General features: G+C 66.0%; 18 protein-coding genes and 2 pseudogenes. 11 read left to right on the forward strand and 9 right to left on the reverse strand.

Annotated features, from left to right (window positions below; genetic code table 11):
* Positions 1-393: 393 nt before the first annotated feature.
* Together ACH34R_RS22210 and ACH34R_RS22215 are read right to left on the reverse strand one after the other, a co-directional pair.
* The gene (locus ACH34R_RS22210; RefSeq protein ID WP_397563757.1) at positions 394-1242 is read right to left on the reverse strand and encodes a hypothetical protein; all 849 of its coding nucleotides are present in this window, start codon (positions 1240-1242) and stop codon (positions 394-396) included.
* A 33-nt stretch (positions 1243-1275) separates the two neighbouring features.
* Positions 1276-1575, reverse strand: a pseudogene (locus ACH34R_RS22215) (DUF4062 domain-containing protein); the annotation flags it as partial.
* Positions 1576-1604: 29 nt separating this feature from the next.
* Here ACH34R_RS22215 and ACH34R_RS22220 point away from each other — a divergent pair.
* On the forward strand, positions 1605-2057 hold the full coding sequence (locus ACH34R_RS22220) for a hypothetical protein (protein WP_397563394.1): 453 nt from the start codon (positions 1605-1607) through the stop codon (positions 2055-2057).
* A 2049-nt stretch (positions 2058-4106) separates the two neighbouring features.
* Here ACH34R_RS22220 and ACH34R_RS22225 read toward each other — a convergent pair.
* Both ACH34R_RS22225 and ACH34R_RS22230 read right to left on the reverse strand, forming a co-directional pair.
* Positions 4107-4517, reverse strand: a complete 411-nt coding sequence (locus ACH34R_RS22225) for a hypothetical protein (protein WP_397563395.1) — start codon at positions 4515-4517, stop codon at positions 4107-4109.
* A 1145-nt stretch (positions 4518-5662) separates the two neighbouring features.
* The gene (locus ACH34R_RS22230) at positions 5663-5968 is read right to left on the reverse strand and encodes a hypothetical protein (RefSeq protein WP_397563396.1); all 306 of its coding nucleotides are present in this window, start codon (positions 5966-5968) and stop codon (positions 5663-5665) included.
* 200 nt (positions 5969-6168) lie between these two features.
* Here ACH34R_RS22230 and ACH34R_RS22235 point away from each other — a divergent pair.
* Together ACH34R_RS22235 and ACH34R_RS22240 are read left to right on the forward strand one after the other, a co-directional pair.
* Positions 6169-6414 (forward strand): annotated as a pseudogene (locus tag ACH34R_RS22235) (helix-turn-helix domain-containing protein); the annotation flags it as partial.
* A 159-nt stretch (positions 6415-6573) separates the two neighbouring features.
* Complete coding sequence (locus ACH34R_RS22240) at positions 6574-6726, forward strand: hypothetical protein (protein WP_397563758.1); 153 nt, start codon at positions 6574-6576, stop codon at positions 6724-6726.
* A gap of 256 nt (positions 6727-6982) precedes the next feature.
* Here the strand turns inward: ACH34R_RS22240 and ACH34R_RS22245 are convergent, their stop codons facing one another.
* Entirely contained in the window at positions 6983-7285 is a 303-nt protein-coding gene (locus tag ACH34R_RS22245) for a hypothetical protein (protein ID WP_397563759.1), read from the reverse strand.
* Here ACH34R_RS22245 and ACH34R_RS22250 point away from each other — a divergent pair.
* On the forward strand, positions 7220-7735 hold the full coding sequence (locus tag ACH34R_RS22250) for a GNAT family N-acetyltransferase (protein WP_397563397.1): 516 nt from the start codon (positions 7220-7222) through the stop codon (positions 7733-7735). The genes ACH34R_RS22245 and ACH34R_RS22250 overlap by 66 nt on opposite strands.
* A gap of 66 nt (positions 7736-7801) precedes the next feature.
* On the opposite strand, the gene ACH34R_RS22255 is transcribed toward ACH34R_RS22250, so the two are convergent.
* Positions 7802-8113, reverse strand: a complete 312-nt coding sequence (locus ACH34R_RS22255; RefSeq protein ID WP_397563398.1) for a hypothetical protein — start codon at positions 8111-8113, stop codon at positions 7802-7804.
* 141 nt (positions 8114-8254) lie between these two features.
* On the opposite strand from ACH34R_RS22255, the gene ACH34R_RS22260 reads away from it, so the two are divergent.
* The gene (locus tag ACH34R_RS22260; protein WP_397563399.1) at positions 8255-8776 is read left to right on the forward strand and encodes a hypothetical protein; all 522 of its coding nucleotides are present in this window, start codon (positions 8255-8257) and stop codon (positions 8774-8776) included.
* Here ACH34R_RS22260 and ACH34R_RS22265 read toward each other — a convergent pair.
* Positions 8751-9014 (reverse strand): hypothetical protein, encoded by a 264-nt coding sequence (locus ACH34R_RS22265; RefSeq protein ID WP_397563400.1) that lies wholly within the window; start codon positions 9012-9014, stop codon positions 8751-8753. The genes ACH34R_RS22260 and ACH34R_RS22265 overlap by 26 nt on opposite strands.
* Positions 9015-9320: 306 nt before the next feature.
* On the opposite strand from ACH34R_RS22265, the gene ACH34R_RS22270 reads away from it, so the two are divergent.
* The 3 genes from ACH34R_RS22270 to ACH34R_RS22280 all read left to right on the forward strand — a co-directional run bounded on the left by ACH34R_RS22270 (position 9321) and on the right by ACH34R_RS22280 (position 12108).
* Complete coding sequence (locus ACH34R_RS22270) at positions 9321-10166, forward strand: peptidoglycan-binding protein (protein WP_397563401.1); 846 nt, start codon at positions 9321-9323, stop codon at positions 10164-10166.
* A gap of 66 nt (positions 10167-10232) precedes the next feature.
* Positions 10233-11117 (forward strand): peptidase inhibitor family I36 protein, encoded by an 885-nt coding sequence (locus tag ACH34R_RS22275; protein ID WP_397563402.1) that lies wholly within the window; start codon positions 10233-10235, stop codon positions 11115-11117.
* A gap of 46 nt (positions 11118-11163) precedes the next feature.
* A complete protein-coding gene (locus ACH34R_RS22280; protein WP_397563403.1) occupies positions 11164-12108 on the forward strand; it encodes a SpoIID/LytB domain-containing protein in 945 nt (314 codons plus the stop codon).
* Between the two features lie 56 nt (positions 12109-12164).
* Here ACH34R_RS22280 and ACH34R_RS22285 read toward each other — a convergent pair whose 3' ends face one another.
* Together ACH34R_RS22285 and ACH34R_RS22290 are read right to left on the reverse strand one after the other, a co-directional pair.
* On the reverse strand, positions 12165-13112 hold the full coding sequence (locus tag ACH34R_RS22285; protein WP_397563404.1) for an NBR1-Ig-like domain-containing protein: 948 nt from the start codon (positions 13110-13112) through the stop codon (positions 12165-12167).
* An 823-nt stretch (positions 13113-13935) separates the two neighbouring features.
* Entirely contained in the window at positions 13936-15462 is a 1527-nt protein-coding gene (locus ACH34R_RS22290) for a ricin-type beta-trefoil lectin domain protein (RefSeq protein WP_397563405.1), read from the reverse strand.
* A gap of 363 nt (positions 15463-15825) precedes the next feature.
* On the opposite strand from ACH34R_RS22290, the gene ACH34R_RS22295 reads away from it, so the two are divergent.
* The 3 genes from ACH34R_RS22295 (at position 15826) to ACH34R_RS22305 (ending at position 18971) form a co-directional block, all read left to right on the forward strand.
* The gene (locus ACH34R_RS22295) at positions 15826-17115 is read left to right on the forward strand and encodes an erythromycin esterase family protein (protein ID WP_397563406.1); all 1290 of its coding nucleotides are present in this window, start codon (positions 15826-15828) and stop codon (positions 17113-17115) included.
* A 742-nt stretch (positions 17116-17857) separates the two neighbouring features.
* Positions 17858-18124 (forward strand): hypothetical protein, encoded by a 267-nt coding sequence (locus ACH34R_RS22300; protein WP_397563407.1) that lies wholly within the window; start codon positions 17858-17860, stop codon positions 18122-18124.
* A gap of 214 nt (positions 18125-18338) precedes the next feature.
* Positions 18339-18971: an HNH endonuclease family protein gene (locus tag ACH34R_RS22305; protein ID WP_397563408.1), complete on the forward strand. Its 633-nt coding sequence runs from the start codon at positions 18339-18341 to the stop codon at positions 18969-18971.
* Positions 18972-18979: the final 8 nt, after the last annotated feature.

The raw sequence follows: 18979 nt of genomic DNA on the forward strand, positions 1-18979 counted from the left end.
GTCTGGTACGCGGGGGCCGCCGCCTGCACCTGCGCATCCCCGCGCAATGGCCCTGGGCCCGCCCGATCATCACCGCCCTGGCACGCCTGCACGCCCTGCCGACGCCGATCTGACCACCACCCAACCGCCCCCGCGACGAGGAAAGGAAACCGCGGGCCTGTGGAACCCCGCCCACCCGGCGCGACAGCCGGGCATCCACGCTGACCGCAGCGGGGCAATCGACCTCCAGCCGAATCCCTCAGCCGGCCAGCTCAAGATCGAGAAAGATCGAGGCTAGCCCAGCGCCACGATTGGGAATGGCACGCCAGCCGTGAGAGGTCCGGTACTTTAGGAGGCAGGAGAAAGAGGTTCACCAGGCGGAGCGGCCGACTAGATGAGGGAACTATCAAATGATTACGTTCGTAGTCGACCGAACAGTGCTCGGGAGAGGTCGCTGCCGACTTCGTGAGCTCCATCCCCCAAAGCTGCCAGGCTGACGGACTCGTCCGGTTCCGTGCGGTACATGCCAACCGAACGGCCAAAGTTCAACGGTTGGGCACGGGAACGCGAGCGGTGCGGGTCAAAGGTATCGACGCTTATGAGTCCGTCCGAAGGCACCCCGGCTGCCACGAGGATATGCCCTTGTTCGATAATGCCCAACGCTCCTGCGAATCGCAGCATCTCAGCGAGCTGCTTCGGTAGCGCTTCGGGATCCAGAATTGAGCCCATCTGGTCTCTGGGGAGGGTCGATCGAACGGAGATCTGCCCCGTTTTATACAGCCGAACTTCCCTGATCCTTCCGGTCTGGGGTTTGTCCCACACGCGATGCTGGCCGTTCTCGATACTGACAGTCGCGTGATCCTGGGATCTGAGAAGGTTGAGCGCCTGGCCACTCTCAATGTATTCGGTGCCGCGGACCCGGCTCACCAGCGATTCGATGAATTGGTCCATCTCGCGAGCCGAGTATCCAGGGTGATCCATTGGTAGCACGTGTAGTTCGAGTAGAGAGTCTTGGCTGCTACCAAATGATTGTGCTCTGTCGTCATCTGCGATCCAGATGAGGGGAGGCTTTTGGGTCAATCTTCTGAATTCTAGGGGAGATGGTTTTGAATCCAGCTCGCGCAAGCCTTTGACAACCTTGGTCTGAAGCTCCGCGCTGGTGGAGAAGGAGTCCCGAAATACGCCCGTCGCATACGCCTCTACGATGCGCGTGAATTCGTGCTGATCGGGCTCGAATCTCACCCCGCTCTTGCGGTAGACCAACCGTGGCTTCCCCAGACGTTGCGCGTGCACCCATTCGTCATGTGTGGCCGACTGCCCAGTTTCCGGGAACCTATGACCATAGTTAGGACCCAGAAGGAATAGACAGACGTCTGCGGATTCCAGAGCGGCCAGGCATGCCTCTCTGCTGGGAGTGGTCTGGGCTGAGAAGTCTTCGAAGCGCACTGGCGTATGGCCCAGCGCTGTGATCAAGCCGGGGAGGAGATCGCGCTCTTCCTCCAAGCCCTTCCGTACGCTGCTGATAAAGACTCTCACGATAGGATGTTCTCCACTGGTCGAGGTTCGCTGTGAGCCAGGGCGGCCCGTACAGCACATGGTATCCGGATGCAGGTAGGGCGGAGTCAATGGCAGAGATCTCGGATGAAGCGATACGCGCCTACTGGAAGGAACATCGGGAGCAGTTACGCCAGTGTGAGACTCAGCGCTCGACGCTTAGCAATCTTCTGATTATCATCACGGCTGCCTTGAGCGCTCTGATCGTTCAGCAGCGCTTCTCGCTGTATGTTCTGCCCTTGTGTGTCTTTATCTCGATGGCTGGCCTGTATGGCGCTGTCGCTGTCTCGAAGTACTACGAGAGGGCTTCCTACCACCTGTCTCAGGCGCGTGCTTTAACCAAAGACCTCGTGGAGCGTGGGGTATTGGGCACTGATGAGAGGTTGGTAGAAGCACGTACTGATCACTACCGTGCCTTCCCCCGGATGCATCGCATCCGCCTTCATCGGCTGTGGGTGGTCCTGCACTGTGCTATCGGGCTCTACGGGGTGTCATTGTTGTTGATATGTGCCGTCATGGCGTGATCGGGGCGATCTTGTCACGCAGCCTCCAGTGCTCGAGTGGGCTGGAGGAGGATGAAGAGGTAGCTTGCTGTACAGCAGAGAAGTACAGCAACGGGGCCGCACAGCGCCTCACTTTGACGCCCGACAGCGCACGCCTGAGCATGGGGGATGCCTCAACAATTCGTGACGGGCTCCCGTTTGCAAGCAGGAAGTCAGGAGTTCGAATCTCCTAGGCTCCACTCCCACCTCCCCATTCAAGGCGCACCCCGCACCCCGCGCCCCAATCGACCTCACCGACGCCCGGCCAACCTCCCAGGCCAGACCGCACCCAATGGCCCTCGCTGGACGCTCGGCCTGTTCTCCCAGGGTCGGGCTTCGCCCGGTGTACGGCATGCGTCCTTCTCGCCGTCCGCCGTTGCCAGTCCGGGCCTGATGCGCGGGTTCTGCAGGCCGTCGTGGCGACTCGCCGTTCCCGCACCGGCTGAACCGGCTCATCCGGCCCACCCCACTGTTGGCCAGTAGGCCGCCGCTACGCCCCCACCGCCTGCGGCGCGCGGTGCGCTCCGCACCCAATCGTCCTTGCTGGCGTTCGGCCTGTTTTTCCAGGGTCGGGCTTCGCCCGGTGTACGGCATGCGTCCTTCTCGCCGTCCGCCGTCGCCAGTCAGGGCCTGGTGCCCGGGTTCCGCAGGCCGTCGTGGCCGCTCGCCGTTCCAGCACCGGCTGAACCGGCCCCTTCGTCATCCAGGTCTTGGCAGGCCGCCACAGACACCCGCGTGCAGCCGGAGGACCAGACGAAAGGACATTTTGTGGGGCGATCATGGTGGTGTCGGGTCACCGGGCAAGTACAGCTATCTGAAGATGCCTCGGCAGACCTGATTGCGAAGGCGGGTCTCAGGCGCGGTCGGCGGGAACAGCTCATCGCATCTTGCTCTGATCAGAGAAGACAGCCCATCCTTCTGCCTTTCGCGACCGGACCTCCGTGGAGGCTTGTCCCGGGTTGGCGTTGTACTCGGCATGGGTGAGTCCGCCTCCAGAGGCTGACGGGGCCACCGTGGCGCAACGCGAACTACCAAGCGGCGGCCATGCGTCCGTGACTTCGCCCTATGCCTCTTCTCCCGTGTCGAGGCCGGCGACGCCTCTTGGCTGGGACGTGGCGACGGGGGCACGGGCTGCTCCGGAGAGCGTGTGGACGACGATGCAAGATCGCGGCCAGACTGCACGCTATCGCCGCGTGAGGCGTTCAACCAGAGCGTCACAGCCGCAGCGATAGCAACGGCAGCGAACGCCGCCGACCAGGCCCGGCGTCGGACACGCCTTGGGGCCGGTTCTTCCGGTGCTACCGGAGTCGAATACGCGCGGGTCTCGAAGGACCATGGCAGCAGATCATCCGGCGGGTGCCGATGCTGCTGAGGCTCACTGGACGGGGCGTCATCGTGTTCACCGGGCACGCCATGAGCATGGGCACATGAAGACGGCCCCGGCGAAAGCCAGGGCCGAGGACGCACAAAGCCGGGTCAATGTTTGGCGCGTCGCTGATCTCGCTTTGATGTCGCCCTGCTGAGCGCCTACGCACTTGGGGTAGACGGGAGGCAGTACGTTGACGCTGAGGTCAGCCGGCGCCGGAGCGCCCGAGTTCGGCCAGAGCGGCACCACCGCATGGCGCAGATCGTAGGGGGGGACATCGACGACGCACCTTGGTGGCTCCCCGTCAGGCGTAGGAGAGGGAGGGGCATGCCGCCGCGCCGCTTCCGGTGCTCGGGCCTGGTGGCCCTGCGCTCCGGGTCGGCTTGCCATCAGGTGACTCAGCGGGGAGCCGACCAAGGTGCTGTGTACTGCAGTGGACTCCAGCGACATCGGCTTACGCGATCACACGTCACTGGACCTCATCTGCTGTATGAGGCAGGGCGAGGTGCGGTGCCTCCGAGGTCGTGACTGCCTCCCGTTGGCAAGCAGGACGTCAGGAGTTCGAATCTCCTAGACTCCACCAGCCTGAACACCCCCGCCGGTGATCGTTGGCGGGGGTGTTGTGACTAACGGCGTGACTAAGGGCACACCGCCCCGTCCGGTCGTCAGCCCCTGTTGAGGAGCACTGCGGCGACCGCAGCGAAGCCCGAGAGGGTCGAGCCGATGCATGCCATGGTGGCTACCCGCTCCTTGGGTGAGATCCACAGCCCTCGGTTCAGCTCTCGCCACCGCTCGCGGCCCAGCTTGCGAGTCAGGTTCTGTCGTTTATGTTCTCTGACCTGATTGCAGCCGAACAGGAGCCCGCGTGCGTTGTTCCGGCATGCTCCTTGGCGTCCCTGCGCTCCACACGTGCGTGGAACTCGGAACAGGAAGTAGATGATCGCCAGAAGAGAACCTGCGATCAAGAGAGGAGCCACTTCGCCCTTGTCGTCGGCCACCCACCAGCCCCATGCCACGGCTGCGAGCACGGCGTAGCCCCAGTATTTCTCAATGAGATTTTGCTTCCTTCGCGCCATGGCCTGCAAGGTACAAAGGAGTGTACGCCCGCCAACAGTCAGAGATCCGTGGCTCATGGTGACGATGATCTATATTGACATGTCTCTGGCTGGCTCGGTATATGCGCTGCTCAGAAAGCATCGCCGTTGGCAGGCGAAGATTTGCGGCTTTTGTGTGGTTATGGAGCCTCTTTCGCGCGAATATATTGTCCATCGCTTCGGCACCTGCCAGCAGCACCTGCCAGCAGCACCGGCCGTAACCGGTGCCGGTAGACCGTTTCCGTGATCACCGTGTTGGCATGGCCGACCAGGCGGGTTGGGGCAGTTCGCACGGTGTCCACTCATTGCCGACCAATCCGGCGTCGTCAAGAACCTTTCGGAAGTCGCGCCGTACGTTGGTCGCGGTCAACGGTGTGCCGGTCCATGTGTCTTCCGCCGCCGCTCGGACGGTCTCCTGAGTCTCGATGAGCCGCCGCATGGCCTTCGCACAGCGGGCGGGCACCTTAAAGGTGCGGCGCGACTTGGTCGTCTTAATGTCCCTCCTTTTGTGAACCGAGCGCCAGACGTACACGGCATACTCCTCGTGTTCCCATCCCCCTTCGGTGGCCGGAACCACACTTGCGCCGTGCATCGAACGCAACGACATGGGACCAGGTCAACGCACGTACTTCGCCAGTGCAGGCATGCTCTCCCAGCGTTGCCCACCCTTACCGTCTCCGGTGGTACGCCGCGCTCCGCGCGTAACGCCATCGTTCCGCTCGCCCAGGGGGCCGCCACGCGCGAACGTCGGCAGTAGATCCACGCCCTGCTCAACCAAGGTGTCGGGTTGCTGGAATGTGCCCGACGCCTGGGCCTGGCGCTCAACACCGTGGAACGTCATGTCCAGGTCAGCGAATCCGAACGGTTGGTGCGCGTGCCGAAGTACCGGACCCACGGGTCGGGCGGGACGGCCGCAGGCCCAGCCGCTCGGTGCAGACGGACGCGGTGGGAGCAGCACCGTCATCGTGCTGATGTCTGGAACAGGCACGTCATAGGGCGGGGCGGCAGGTTGAGGGGAGCGTCGGGCTCCTTCCAGGTGAGTATTGTCGCTCTGGATGTGGTGAAGCTCTTGGTAGATGAGGCGATCGAGATCACTCATCTACCAAGCGCTTCGAGGTTGTGCCGAATCACTGGTAGTAGCAGCTCGCCTGAATGATCTTGCTGCGCTCGAGTTGGCCCACGGTCCCGTCGTAGCGAGCGAGGTAGTGCAGCGGCCCGCGGTAGTCAAGGATGCGGACCAGTGAGCCCTGAGGGACCCAGATTCCCGAAGTCGGGCTGGTGTAGAGGATCGCGGAGCTGTTGGTGCGGCACAGTTGGTTCGGCTCGGCCGCGTCGGCGGCGGCTGGCACCGACATGACGATGGCTGCTGCTAGGACCGCACACGCCGCGCCGCGCCGGCCAATCCTCGTAGCCAACGTCTTTACTTTCTCCATGCTGCCTCCGTTTCTCGTTTGCAGACCCTTGCTGAGGCGCTTGAATTACCTGTTGTGGCGTATATCGCCACTTCTGCGACATATTTGCGTCGCGCGTCCACACCAGGAGATCAGAAGCCCTGCAAGAAGGCGGGCTCATCTGGAATGCTCTGGACGAACCTGGACGCCGTACAACAGTCGGACTCTCGGCAAGGACCGCCGTGGATGATGCGCGATACTTTCCGTACCAGCAGCCGATCACTTCCAGGGAGGACTTGGGAGCAGTCCTTCGACACCACAAAACACAATTCGAACGCAAAATCGGAAAGGGCTGTGCGGTGGCTGCCCTGGCAAGAAGGGTGGCCGTCTCCCGCAGCAGCGTGTATGCGTACCTCAAGGGTGTCACGCTTCCGGACGCAGTGATATTGGACCGACTCTTAGCCACGTTGGAGGTGTCCGCTGAAGAAAGGCGCCGGCTGGGAACCGCCCGGGACTGTCTTGCCGAGGCCGGCACGAAGCGCGCGCCTGAAGGCCAGAGTTCAGGCGACCGTACGGCCGTTCCCCTTCGGCCTTTGCAGCTCCCCGGAGTCAGCACTCACTTCATCAGGCCAGACCAGGAGTTGGCGATGCTGGCCAAGATGGTGGGAGGCAAGAACCCAGGAGGCGCGACCATCATCGTGGTCGTTAGCGGCATGCCGGGCATCGGTAAGGCCTCCCTGGCCCTCTCGTTCTCGTACCAGGCCGCCGACCGCTTCCCGGATGGGCTGCTTCAAGGCTGACGGGATCAAGGTGACCGAGTCACAGGTAAGAGTTCGCCGGATGTTGGTGCACGGTGTGCCGGGAGATGCCCAGCCACCGACGGCAGGGTCTGCAGAGACGCGAACTCTCGGGTTCCGCCTGAACCGGCGTCTTCCCGTCCCCCACGCCGTTGGCCAGCGGGCAGCCGTGGTGGCCCCTCGGGTGCTGCCCCCGCCTCCTGCGGGATGCTGCGCTCCGCGCGTGCCCATTGGACCCTGCTGGCGCTCGGCCTGCTTTTCAGGGCCGGGTTTTGCCCTGTGTACGGCATGCGTCCCTCTCGCCGTCCGTTGTTGTGTCGGCCGGGGTCTGGTGGCCAGGCGAAGCTTTGATCGTCGATCTCTGGGCAGGCAATATGCGAGCGCAGCCGAGATCGGCAGAAATCGCGCCGTCTTGCGGTGAAGGGCATTCCGCCTGTGGCGCGGTCAACGCCGCCTCGGGTGCTGAGATGAGCAGCGGTTGATTAGGGTCTGCTACATGTCCGATGTGATAACGGTCCATCCCGCGGAACCAGGTGATGGGGATGTCCTCGGCGAGATCCATGCTCTGTCTTGGGGGGTGTCGCATGGGCCGTTTTGTGCGCCGGAGGTGGCTGCGGCTGGGGTTGAGGAGCGGCGGGGGAAGTGGCATGGAGTGCTGGCCGAGGGTGGGGGCACGATTCTGGTGGCGCGCTTGAATGAGCGGGCGGGGGCGTTTGCTCGGTTTGGGGCCTCTACTTCTCGGCCCGGCGTGGCGGAGATCCAGACGTTCTTTGCGCACCCGGATGTCTGGGGTAGTGGGGTTGCGATGGTTCTGTTGACGGCTGTCTTGGAGCGGGTGCGAGATGCCGGGTACGACGAGGTGCATTTGTGGACGCTGCGGGACTCCGCTCAAGCGCGCCGGTTCTACGCGAAGAACGGCTTTGTCGAGACCGGCAGGACTCACGATCACGACTTTGGTGAGGGGCCGCCGCTGGCCTTGGTGGAGTTGGAGCGGGCTGTGCCTGGGCGTTGAAGGAGTGCGGAAGGAGTGCGGAAGGCGTCCAGGGGCTGGGGCCGTGGACGCCACGCTCGCCGGGGATCAGGGGATGTACATCAGGAAGTACCAGCCTGCCTGGCGGTGCTGGTCGCCTGGGTAGTAGCGGCAGGGGGCGAGTCCGGTGAACTCGCCGTTCTGGGCAGCGTCCTGGAGACCTGCGTAGCAGGCGGCCAGGGTTTCGTAGCGACTGGAGTAGTACCAGTCCGGCGGCAGCGGGGCGAGGGCGGATGTGGTGCTGGGCTGGTGGGTGATAGAGGCGGGTGCGGAGGCGGAGGCGGAGGCGGGTGCGGCCAGGGCGGGGGCGCCCAAGGCTGTCGCGAGCAGGGCCGCGGCGGATAAGTTTCGGATCTTCACGGGGGCTCCTCACGGTAGGGTGGGAGAACACCTTCAGGTCAGCACTGATCGTTGGGGGTGTGGACCTCTCGGCTTTCCATATTTCGGACGCATGGTCCACCGATTGAGGCGGTTTTGTGCGCGTCCATGGGAGGCACTGCGATGACCATGCTGGTGCACGTCACCGCGGCCAAGAACGTTCGCTCGATACGGCGCAGTGGCATTCGGGCGGTGAGCGGTGGGTGGGATGGAACGGGTGTCTATTGCCTGCCGGTGCTGCCGTCCTACCAGATCACCCATCAGTGGGTACGCGAGCTGCGGCGAGGTGGTCAGCGGGCGCACATCGCCGTGTACTTCAGGGTTCCCGACGATGAGCCGGTGCAGGTCGGACACTACAACAGCCTCCCCGCCCACATGGGCAGTGCGGAAGCCGCTGCGCTGATAGCGGCCCAGCCGGACCCGCGCGGGTACGAAGTTTTCATTCCGCGTTCTGTCAGGGCGGGTGAGATTCATCGAATCCGTCGAGTGAACCGGTTGACCGGCTGGCGCTACATGCCTGACGCTCACGGAAGGCCGCCATGCGCGTGCCCGATCTGCAACCCGAAGGGGCAGTACGGCGCCGCCGAGATCCGGGCGAAATTCGGCGACCCGGATGACATCAATAGTCGTCGTCGAGGGCTTTGATCAGGGGTCGGAGTTCGCGGGCGTGGCGGCGGGACATTGAGAGCATGGCCGCTTCGAGGAAGTCGCGGGCCTCTGTCGGGTCGCCGCAGCAGGCCCATTCTGTGCAGCCGGCCTGAGTGTGGTCCCACAGGCGGCGGTTCGGTTGGTGGACGAAGCTGCGCCAGCGGATGAAGGCCGCCTCGATCGAGCCCGGCCACAGGTAGTTCTTGCGGCGTTCGATCCGTCTGAGTTCGGCCAAGGCTGCCGGGGACAGGCCGGGGATGGTCGTTTGGGAGTGTCGCGTCTGGCGGCGGAGGGGGAGCTCGGCGCGGACGCGGCCGGGCCGGTTACGCGGCATCGGCCTTTCTGTTGATCGGCATGCCGCTCATCTTCTCATCGGTGTGGGGTGCTCGCCGTCAGGTGGCCTGTAAGACGGCCTGTCCGCCTGTAAGAAGAGCCCGCCGAACAGGCTGACAACAACATCTTGTTGCGGACGCCTGAGGAGACCCAGAAGTGTGGGCCGCGTCACAGGAATTCCCGCATCTCCCAAGAACCAGGAGAAACGATGAAGCCGACCTTGCGCGCCACGGGACTCTTGGCGGCTGCTCTGGTCGCCGGTCTCACCGGAGCGTCTGGGATGTCGGTGGCGCAGGCGGCCGAGGTCAAGGTCCTTCCGAGCGTGAACATGGAAGCCACGGTCAAGGCGGCCCAGATCGACCCGCGGCGGGCGGACGAGACGACGACCCCGGGGGCCAAGCCCAGTGTACTGCTCGTCGAGAAGGCGCTGCGCGACCGGCGTCTGCTCGACGGGCAGTGGGTCGACGGGTACTTCGGCACCACGACCATCACCGCCTACGCGAAGTACCAGAAGTCGCTCGGCTACAAGGGGCTCGCCGCCAGCGGGCTGCCCGGCAAGGCGACGCTCGTCAAGCTCGGAGCCGGCCGTTTCAAGGTCACCCACACCATCGTTCCAGGCGGCCGGGTGTCCATGGGCGATGTCGTCGTCAACACCCGTACGCGGAGCATGCTGGCCGAGGCCAAGCGGCTGTTCGGCCGCGGTCTGGGGCTGATGCAGGGCTCGTACAACCCCGGGGGCGACCCCACGTCCGCAGGTACCCACGACGGCGGGGGCGTCGTCGACATCTCGGTCAAGGGGATGAACCGGACGACCCGCACCGCGGCCGTCCGCGCGTTGCGGCGGGTCGGCTTCGCGGCCTGGGTACGCGACCCGAGCCAGGATGACTGGCCGTGGCACATTCACGCCGTCGCGATCAGCGACACCGACCTTTCCCGGCAGGCTCAGCGCCAGGTCGGTGACTACTACCTGGGGTTCAACGGGCTTTCCGGGCATGGGCCGGACGACGGCCCGAAGGTGACCATCCGCACCTGGGAGGAATACCGGCGCCGCTGACCACCCGTAGTCCCGCTTCTACGAAATCCACCTCATACGAATCCAAGGGGAAACAGCATGGGCACGATGAACAAGGTTCTCGCCGCGGCGGTCACCACGATGGCGCTCGGGGTGCCGATGGCCATCACCGCCGCACCCGCATCGGCGGCCGGCCGGGACGGCGTATGCCAGAGCGGTGAGTTCTGCTACTACTTCAACAGCAACAACAAGGGGTCGGTCTCCGACTTCACCGGTTCGGTCGGCGATTACGCGACCAAACAGCCCTCCTGTTACGACTTCAAGGGCCCGGGCAACGGCAAGGGCAAGTGCATCAAGAACTCCGCCGCCTCCGCCTGGAACCGTAGCAACAAGACGGTCCGCGTCTACTTCAACAGTAACTACGGCGGCACCTACCAGGATTTCAAACCCGGCGCCAAGGCCAACCTCATCCCCGCCCTGAAGAACCAGAACGCCTCGCATGAGTTCGGTCCGTCGTCCTCGTCGCGCGTCAACATGTCGTACGCGCTCTACAGGCCGAGCAGCGGCCGGTTGACCTGCCCCTTCGACGGCTACGACAGCACACCCGGCCGGCACGAGGGCATCGACTTCGCCCGTGGCGTGGGTGCCACCGTGCGAAACCTGATGCAGGGTACGGTCATCAACGTCGCGCGTGGGGCCAACGGCGGTTCGGGGCTCTCCACGATCGCCATCTACAACTCGTCGCTGAACAAGACGGTGATCTATCTGCACACCGCTCCGGTGTCCTCGCTGCGCGTGGGCCAGGTGGTCCGGCCCGGTCAGGTCATCGCCACCGAGGCGTGGCGCGGGATCTCGTCCAAGTCGGCCGCGCACACCCACGTCGAGATGCGCCCGGGACGGCAGACGCGCGCCGCCAAGAGCGTCGGCGACTCGCACCTGCAGAACCCGAACCCGAACGCGTTCTGGCGCGCCCGTGGCTACAACGTCCGATAGCGCACCGCGGCCTGCGAAGAACAAGAAGACGAAGAGGAAATCGACCGTGTATTCACGAACCGCGCGACTGATCTCGCGGCTCACCACGGCGGTCGCCGCGGTGGCGCTCGGCGGATCGGTGCTCGCCATCGCTCCACCCGCGTCGGCCGCAGGTCGCGACGGGGTGTGCCAGAGCGGTGAGTTCTGCTACTACTTCAACAGCAACAACAAGGGGTCGGTCTCCGACTTCACCGGCTCGCTCGGGGATTATGCGACCAAGCAGCCCTCCTGTTACGACTTCAAGGGCCCGGGCAACGGCAAGGGCAAGTGCATCAAGAACTCCGCCGCGTCCGTCTGGAACCGCAGCGGTAAGACCGTGCGAGTGTACTTCAACAGCAACTTCTCCGGCACCTACCAGGATTTCAAGCCCGGTGCCAAGGGCAATCTCATCCCCGCCCTGAAGAACCAGAACGCCTCGCACCGGTTCATGGGCTCCACGTCGCCGACCCAGTGCAAGACGGACGGCACGCACAGCAGGCTGCCCACGTCGATCCTCGTTTACCGGAAGTCCCTCGGTCACGTGGAGAGGGTGTCCTTCAAGGACTACGTCAAGAACGTCCTGCCGAACGAGTGGCGGTCGCATTGGCCGCAGGAGTCGCTGCGGGCCGGGGCGATCGCCGTCAAGAACTACGGCTGGTACTGGGCGCTGCACTCGACGCGTAAAACGCCGGACGGTAAGTGCTTCGACGTCTACGACCACACATCGAGCCAGGTCTACAAGCCGGGCTCGGCGACGGCGGCGACGAGCGCCGCGGTGAACGCGACGTGGGGCACCCGGCTGACGCGCAATGGGAAGATCTTCCAGAGCCAGTACTGCCAGTCGTCGAAGGCGTGCGGCATGTGGGTCGATGGCGACTGGATGTCGCAGAACGGCTCTCGTGACCTGGCCAAGAAGGGCTGGGGTTACAGCAGGATCCTCAGGTCCTACTACAAGAGGATCGCGATCGGCTAGTGAGATCGGCTAGTGAGAACGCCTGGCTACTCCGAGGGCTCCGGTTTCCTGTCGCGTCATTGTGGCGGGGAACCGGAGTTCTCGTCGATGATGAGCTGGAAGTTGATCGGCCGGCTTCCGGGGAACACGAGCTCTTTGGAAGCGTTCATCATCTTGAACCGCACGAAGCAGAAACCCGGCTTTGTCGGCGTGGTGATATCGACCCGGATGTCGACCAGCTTGCCGGGCGCGGTCTCTTTGATCGGCACCTCAGCGGGGGTCTGGCATTGATCGGGCTGCTGTGGTTCGAGGCGGAGTAGCGAATATCCCTTCCAGTGCACGGTCCCGGCGTTCTTGAGCCGCCATACCTTGCGCACGGTCTTGCCGGGGCCGACATGCGTGCAGTCGGGGAGTGTCAGGTCATCGATGAAAACGGAGGCGTCGCCGTTGCGGGCGGGCGGGGCGGGAGCGGGGTTGGCCTGGCGTACCGGGCAGTGGATCGCGGCCACCGACGGGCTTTCGGAGCCGCTCGGGGCGGGACCGGCCGGTCCGGACCAGGGATCGACGATGATCATGATGAGGACCGCCGCCCCCACACCGACCGTGGCCACGGCGAGCGCCGCCCTGCCGGTCAGCCGGAATCGCCTGGGGCGCTCCGGAGTGGGGAGGGCCGGCCGGACATCGTCCACGCTCTCGCCGGGGCGCACGGGCAGGGGGACCGGGGCGTCGTCGGGCGAGCGGGACACTTGCGGAGGTACGACGAGGTGCGCGGTAGGAAGAAGCTCCGCGGTGGCCCCGGCGCCGTCGGGAGGGCGATCCACCAGGGCGTCCGCGCCGGTTGGAGCGTCCTCGAAGCCCGCACCCCGGACCGTCTGGTTGGCCCGCTCCCAGCGCTCGCGATACGCGGCCGGGTCGGCTCCGCACGCCCGAACGAATTCGGTGGTGGTCTCCCAGCTCGGGAGCCGGTTGCCTTTGGTGGCTTCGTGCAAGGTCGTGTGGGAGATCGCTCCCGAGCGGCCGGACATCTCCCGAAAAGGGGGATTTCCGACAGATTGGCGTAGTTTTCGGAGGACTCCCGCGAAGTCCTCGATCGCCTCCGCCCGTGCACGCCTATCGTCCACCGGACGAAGTTAACAGCACCCGCGCTCTTCACTCAACCGGCGGCTCAACCGGCGGCAATACCGCATACGAAGCCGAACGGCCCAGCGCACGGACGTGGAGAGGGCCGGACGCCGGGATTTCCAGGCGGGGCCCGCATGCCGACATCGCCCGTTCACATTGGGCGGGAAAACGGCTTGGCTTTCCTGAACCATCCCGGATTTGATCAAGACCTTAATTGCTGAACCTAATGTGATGTTCCGGGAGTTGTGGTAATGCGCCGACCTGCGGGCCTGGCGCAGATGGCCGGCCCAGCGCGCGGGAAGACGATCCACGCCGTGCTCTCTGCCGACCGGCGAGGCGAGCTCGTCTCCCCGCTGATCGCCCTGATCACGGAGCTGCCGACGCCCGCGGAGGTCCGTTCGGCGGCATTCGAGGCCCTCGCCGCGACGCCGGGGTCAAGAACGCGGGGCCGGCCGAGGGCGGGCAGGAACTGGTGATCCCGCTCTCCGAGGGCCTGGAGATCAAGATGGTCGTCGATCCCGAGACCGCCCGGGCGGCGCGCGCCACCGTCTTGCTGACCACCGACTGGACGGACGAGCTGCCGCAGTGAGAACCCGTCCTAGTCGATGTGCGGGCTGACGTACGACCGAACGATGCATGCCGCAGGTCACCGGCCGGGGCTTTTGGTCATATTGCGGCTTTCCACCACGTTGAGGCTGTGATGCCCCGGCCGGCGTTCACCAGGCATCAGCCTCGGTGCCACTCCTGGCGGCGACCGCCGTCGCACGTCGCCAACCGGAGCCGGTACCCATGGTGGCCCGCGCCCGCGCCCGCGACCTCCACGCACTTGTCGGTGCCCGCGTTGACCAGGTCGCCCGCGGTGGTCAGGGAGAACCGCTGGGAGAGGGCGTCGCCGCAACGGGCCAGTCGCACCGCCGTGCCGGCGACGTCGAGGCACAGGTTGAAGTTGCGGACGGTGCCGTCCCGATGGAACGTCCAGAGCTGGGAGCCGGTCGCGTCGCACGTCCACAGCCGCGGACGCTCCCCTTCGACGCGCCGGTCGGACGGTACGTCGATGCACTGATTCTTCCAGCCGACGATCCGCCCGGTCCGCTTCGTGGTGGTCAGGGTGAGGTTGTACTCGTGCAGAACCGGATTGATCGGCTGGAAGAGGGTGAACGCGGTCGCTCCACCGCAGTCCCCGCCACCACCGGAGAGTACGCCCTGGGCCTCGCCGTCGGAGACGAACGGGCCGCCCGAGTCGCCGCCCCCGGCGCAGGCCGTGGTCCTGGTGAGCCCTTGGACGAACCCTTCGACGAACCTGACGGTGACGTCCTTGGCCGTGATCTCGCCGCAGCGCCACTGCGTCGTACGGCCGGAACGGCAGACGGACGCTCCGATCGGGGCTTCCTGGGTGCCGGTCACCACGGCGTTGCCGCCGCTGTAGTCGTTGATCCACGGGCGGGGCGTCCAGTCGTCGTTCACGCGTACCCAGGCCTGGTCGGCACCCGGGAACGTCGAGCTGACGAACGTACCCTGGTCGGACCCGTCCCAGCCCTGGGTGCGCGTCCCCGGCTTGCCGCAGTGGCCGGCGGTGACGAAACCGCCGTCGTCCACGGAGAAGCCCACGGAGCACACGCCGACCCTGCCCTGGCCTTCGAGGACGATGCCGATCTCGTCGCCCCCGCGGACATCACCGAGCGGCCTTGCCGCGTGGTCGACGGTGACGCGTACGTCGTCACCGGCGGAAGGAGCGGCGGAAGGAGCGGCGGAAAGGCCGGCGGCCTGGACGAACCGTTCGCCGGCCGTCCGGTCGGCCGCGGTCACGACCACGGTGTTGGCCCGCACGTCCGCGTACCAGCCATAGACCTCGGTCCCGGCGGCGTGCGCGGCCCGGTCCAGTGCGGCCTTGGTGGCGGCGAGCCGCTGTTCGCTGCGCCTGACGGGCACCGGGGTGGCGCCCGCGTCGCGGACCGCCGTCGCGTCCGCGGTGTTCAGTACGCCGACGCTGAGGCGCTCGCGCGCGGGGTCGTACCAGGCGCCCCCGATGCGGTCGCCGAGGGTCGCGCGTATCCGCCGTTCCACGGTGATCGCGGCGGCTTCGTGGGCCTGGCGGACCCGGGCCTGCTCCGCGGTGAGGCGCAGGTCGCGTTGCAGGGCCTGCTGCCTGCTGACGCCGTCGGGGGAAGGGGTCGCGGCTTGGACGGGCGAGGGCGGGACGGCCAGTACGGCGGCCAGGGCCGCCGCAGCGCCGGTCAGTACGGTTAATCGCACAGTCGGTCCTTCAGGGGGGGTGGGAAGGGAGAGATTCGCCTACGGCAGGCGCGCGGCGCGTGGTTTTCTCTTTTCGCGGCCACGGCCACGGCCACTGCGGGGGCGCCCGTGCGGAGTACCGGTTACCGTCGATGCGACGGTGAATGCGGGCAAAGCCGCGTGGGAAGCCTTCATGGCGCTTCTCCCGTCGGTCGCGCACACCTTCCGTCATGCGGGTGACCAAACGCCAGTCCATTTACTGACCATTTCCGGCTGATCTTCGGCCTCCTGTCGTACTTCACGACAGGACTACTCCGCCCGCCGTACCTCGAAATCCCTACCGGGCAGGACGCCTCACGCGGGTCGCCGCGCGAGGCTGTCGGTATGAACGTGGAGACGAGCCGTCAGACCGGATTCGCCGAGTGGGTCGATGATCATGCCTTGACCGTCGAGACCCTGGACTTCCAGGCACCCTTGGACGATCTTGAACCACTGCGCGACACCATCGGTGATGCGCGGGTCGTGGCGCTGGGGGAGAGCACCCACCACATCCGGGAGTTCTACCAGGTGCGTCACCGTATCTTGCGGTTCCTGGTGGAACGTTGTGGATTCACGGTCTACGCGCTGGAAGCCCCGTTCACCCAGGGACAGGCGCTGGACGCGTGGGTCCGGGGCGGCCCCGGTACGGTCGAGCAGGTCGCGGCGGAGGGCATCGCCCTGTCGCTGGGGCAGTGCCGGGAGATGTACGAGGCGCTGACCTGGATGCGAGAGCGCAACGCGGCGGCCACGTCGCCGCCGTTGCGCTGCGTGGGCACCGACCTGCCCGGTGCCGCCGCGTCGCCGCTGCCCGCGCTGGAAGAACTGGCCGGCTACCTGCGCTGGGCCGCGCCCGAGGTGCTTCCGGTGCTGGAGCAGGCGGTCGGCGTCGCCCGCGAGTTCGACGAGCCGATCATTTTCGGGGCCCTTGGTCGCTATGAGGGGCTTGATCCTGGTCAGCGCGATGTGCTCACCAGTGCGCTGAGCCGGCTCATGGCCCACATGGATCGGCTGGCGCTCGTCCAGCGCGCCAAGGGGCACGGGGCCGAGCATGACACGGCGATGTGGCACCTGCGCGGGGCCTGGTACCTCGATCACCTTCATCGCGCGAACGCCGCCGAGGGGTTCGAGTCCGCCTCGACGTTCCGCGACGTTTATATGGCGGAGTCCGTGTTGCGTCTTGTCGAAGGCGGCGCGCGGGTGGTGCTGGCCGCGCACAACTGGCACATCCAGCGCGCGCCCGCGCTGGACGGGGAGGAGCGCCTGCTCCAGCCGACCGGCGCCCACCTCGCCGCCGCCCTGGGCGACGACTACCGGGCGATCGGAGTGACATCGAGCCTGGGCCGGACCACCACGCTTGGCGTACCGACCCCGGAACGGCCGGTGGGCGCGTGGTATGACGCGCCGCTCCCGCCGCCGGTCGAGGGCAGCATCGAGGCGGCGTTCCGCACCGACCGGCTCTGGACGCTGGCCGATCTGCGCGCCGCCCGGCCGCACGTCCACGACGCGGCGTCCTTCCAGCATTCGCGCATGGCCGACTATTTCCTGGACCTGCCGGTTTTCGAAGCATTCGACGCCATCGCGCACGTGTCGCGGACGACCGGCACCGATCACGTGCTGGAACGCGCCGCCGACTGAGCTCGTGCGCGGCTTCTGAGGGCCGGCGACGGCTCGCTGGCCGGGTTTTCGGTACGGCGGAGCCCGGCTAACGCCGCCCGCCATCGCCGGTGCCGCACCGGTCCCGGCATTTCCCGAGCGAACATGGCCGCTCGCCGTTCCAGCACCGGCGATGGAGCGTGAACAGGATGTAGGCGGCGAGGGCGTAGGGAGGAGCATAAAGAAAGGACGGAAGGCCGCCTGAGTCGCTCCGGTAGCAGGAATATGTATCGGGCAGTGAGGCGTAATCGGGCGGTGGGCACTGAACCAGGTCCGAGAACAGGCCGACGGGGACGACGGCGAGGTTGATCACCGCGAGAACCCCCAGAAGGGCGGCGACGGCCACGGTGGCCCGATTCCGCCATCGGTGCCGGAGCAAGGCGGCGGCGACCATACCCGTGGAGCCCAGATAACCGATGCCGAGGCCCTGGGCCACGGGCTGGAAACCGATCCCGGCCAGGGGGTGGAAGTCGAGGTAGAAAGGGCCGTTGCCGCCGAAGAGGAGGCCGCCGGCGAGGGCCAGGACGGTGGGGACGGCCGAGAGCAGCGCGGCCGTCGACCACTAAGGCCATACTCGCATCTGACTGTTACTTACCGACGGTGCCGTGTGAGGTGGGAATCCCGGTCACGAGATCATTCCGTGGATTGTCCCGTATCGGGGAGACACGTGTGTTCGGAGCGGTCGGGAGGATTCGGGAATCGGCGGTGGCCCTAGGATCAGGTCATGCGGGCCGGGCACAGCGAGACGCTGACGATGTTCGGTCATGTGCTGGGCATGATCGTCACGTCCGTGCTCATTGAATGGGCACGGGAGAATGACCGGGAATCGCTCGGCGATGTGATGGTCGTATGTTCCGTGCTGTTCCAGGTCGCATTCTTCTTCGGACTGGTCCGGCTTGCGCTGCGTGCGATGCGGTGGAGTGGCGGTCTGCTCGTACGCCGACGGCAGCATACGGCGCCGCGACGTTCTTCCGAGCCGTCCGGCCGTTAGCGGGCCCTCTGCGGCCGTCGTGAGGGGCAACAGGTCCCCGCCGACCAGGTGAAACCCGCTGGGCACACTCGGCATCACCATGACTACCGCCCGTATTAACCATCGATTTAAGTAAATGCCGGACTAGAGTGCGACTGTCCCTTATGACCGCTCACCTCGCCCCCCGATCAGAACTCCCTGGTTCTGGCCGAGGACGCGGTCAGAAGGGCCTGTCGTGCACCGACCCCTCTCTGCCGTCACCGCCGCCATGGCGCTGGCCATCGCGACCGTCATGCTGGCCGCCACACCCGCCGCCGCGATTCCCCCGAACATCCCGTCCGCTTCCACCGCCGCCAGTCGGCTGGCGGCCCTGACTGTGACCGCCGAATCCCATCACAGCTCCTACAATCGCGACCTTTTCCCCCACTGGATCACCGTCTCCGGGGCCTGCAACACCAGGGAGGAGGTGCTGAAGCGGGATGGTTCCGGCGTCGTGGTCAACTCGTCGTGCGCCGCGGTCTCCGGCAGTTGGTACTCCCCCTACGACGGAGCCACCTGGTACGCCGCGAGCGATGTCGACATCGACCACATGGTGCCCCTGGCCGAGGCGTGGTCGTCCGGCGCCTGGTCCTGGACGACCTCCCGGCGGCAGTCCTTCGCCAACGACCTGGGCGGGCCGCAGCTCTGGGCGGTGACCGACAACGTCAACCAGGCCAAGTCCGACCAGGACCCGGCCACGTGGCAGCCGCCGCTGGCGGGCGAGCGCTGCCGGTACGCGCGCGCGTGGATCCAGGTCAAGTGGTACTGGGGGCTGAGCACCGACAGCGCTGAGAAGTCCGCGCTCAACGGCATGCTCGCCACCTGCTGATTCTCGGT

Source organism: Spongiactinospora sp. 9N601 (genome assembly GCF_044326295.1).
GTDB classification, from domain to species: domain Bacteria; phylum Actinomycetota; class Actinomycetes; order Streptosporangiales; family Streptosporangiaceae; genus Spongiactinospora; species Spongiactinospora gelatinilytica.

Excerpts from the sequence above, each read along its gene's own strand:
- ACH34R_RS22295 (WP_397563406.1), top strand. The coding sequence starts at position 15,826 with ATGAACGTGGAGACGAGCCGTCAGACCGGATTCGCCGAGTGGGTCGAT.
- ACH34R_RS22240 (WP_397563758.1), top strand. The coding sequence starts at position 6,574 with ATGCTGGCCAAGATGGTGGGAGGCAAGAACCCAGGAGGCGCGACCATC.
- ACH34R_RS22285 (WP_397563404.1), bottom strand. The coding sequence starts at position 13,112 with ATGTCCGGCCGCTCGGGAGCGATCTCCCACACGACCTTGCACGAAGCC.
- ACH34R_RS22225 (WP_397563395.1), bottom strand. The coding sequence starts at position 4,517 with ATGGCGCGAAGGAAGCAAAATCTCATTGAGAAATACTGGGGCTACGCC.
- ACH34R_RS22220 (WP_397563394.1), top strand. The coding sequence starts at position 1,605 with ATGGCAGAGATCTCGGATGAAGCGATACGCGCCTACTGGAAGGAACAT.
- ACH34R_RS22275 (WP_397563402.1), top strand. The coding sequence starts at position 10,233 with ATGAACAAGGTTCTCGCCGCGGCGGTCACCACGATGGCGCTCGGGGTG.
- ACH34R_RS22250 (WP_397563397.1), top strand. The coding sequence starts at position 7,220 with ATGTCCGATGTGATAACGGTCCATCCCGCGGAACCAGGTGATGGGGAT.
- ACH34R_RS22230 (WP_397563396.1), bottom strand. The coding sequence starts at position 5,968 with ATGGAGAAAGTAAAGACGTTGGCTACGAGGATTGGCCGGCGCGGCGCG.
- ACH34R_RS22245 (WP_397563759.1), bottom strand. The coding sequence starts at position 7,285 with ATGGATCTCGCCGAGGACATCCCCATCACCTGGTTCCGCGGGATGGAC.
- ACH34R_RS22300 (WP_397563407.1), top strand. The coding sequence starts at position 17,858 with ATGCGGGCCGGGCACAGCGAGACGCTGACGATGTTCGGTCATGTGCTG.
- ACH34R_RS22270 (WP_397563401.1), top strand. The coding sequence starts at position 9,321 with ATGAAGCCGACCTTGCGCGCCACGGGACTCTTGGCGGCTGCTCTGGTC.
- ACH34R_RS22260 (WP_397563399.1), top strand. The coding sequence starts at position 8,255 with ATGACCATGCTGGTGCACGTCACCGCGGCCAAGAACGTTCGCTCGATA.